This is a genomic window from Achromobacter sp. GbtcB20 (assembly GCF_019091095.1).
Classification (GTDB): Bacteria; Pseudomonadota; Gammaproteobacteria; order Burkholderiales; family Burkholderiaceae_B; genus Achromobacter; species Achromobacter mucicolens.
The window spans coordinates 1-336 of sequence record NZ_JAGXJZ010000351.1 but is presented as its reverse complement, the minus strand read 5'-3'; the positions used below and the strand labels follow the sequence as shown (position 1 = coordinate 336).

At 64.9% G+C, this 336-nt stretch carries 1 protein-coding gene; it reads left to right on the top strand.

From position 1 onward, the window contains the following. Positions 1 to 336, top strand: a 336-nt coding sequence (locus KVT32_RS29290) for a TraC family protein (protein WP_217619339.1), incomplete at both ends; no start/stop codon positions are given.

Below are 336 nucleotides of genomic sequence, written 5' to 3'. Positions count from 1 at the left end.
CGACCGTCCGACCGTGGCCGACGAGCAGACAGTCTACGACGTCGCACCGTCCTTCGTGGAACTGCTGCCCTGGGTGGAGTTCTTGCCCGAGTCGAAATCCATGCTCCTGGAGGACGGCCAATCGGTGGCCGCCTTCTACGAGCTGGTGCCGCTGGGCACCGAAGGCCGGGAACCCGGCTGGCTCGCGCATGCCCGCGACGCCCTGGAAAACGCGCTTCAGGACAGCTTCGATGAACTGGACGAGAACCCGTGGGTGCTCCAGCTCTATGCCCAGGACGAACCGAGCTTCGACCAGTACATGCAGACCTTGCGCGATTACGTGCAGCCACGTGCGCG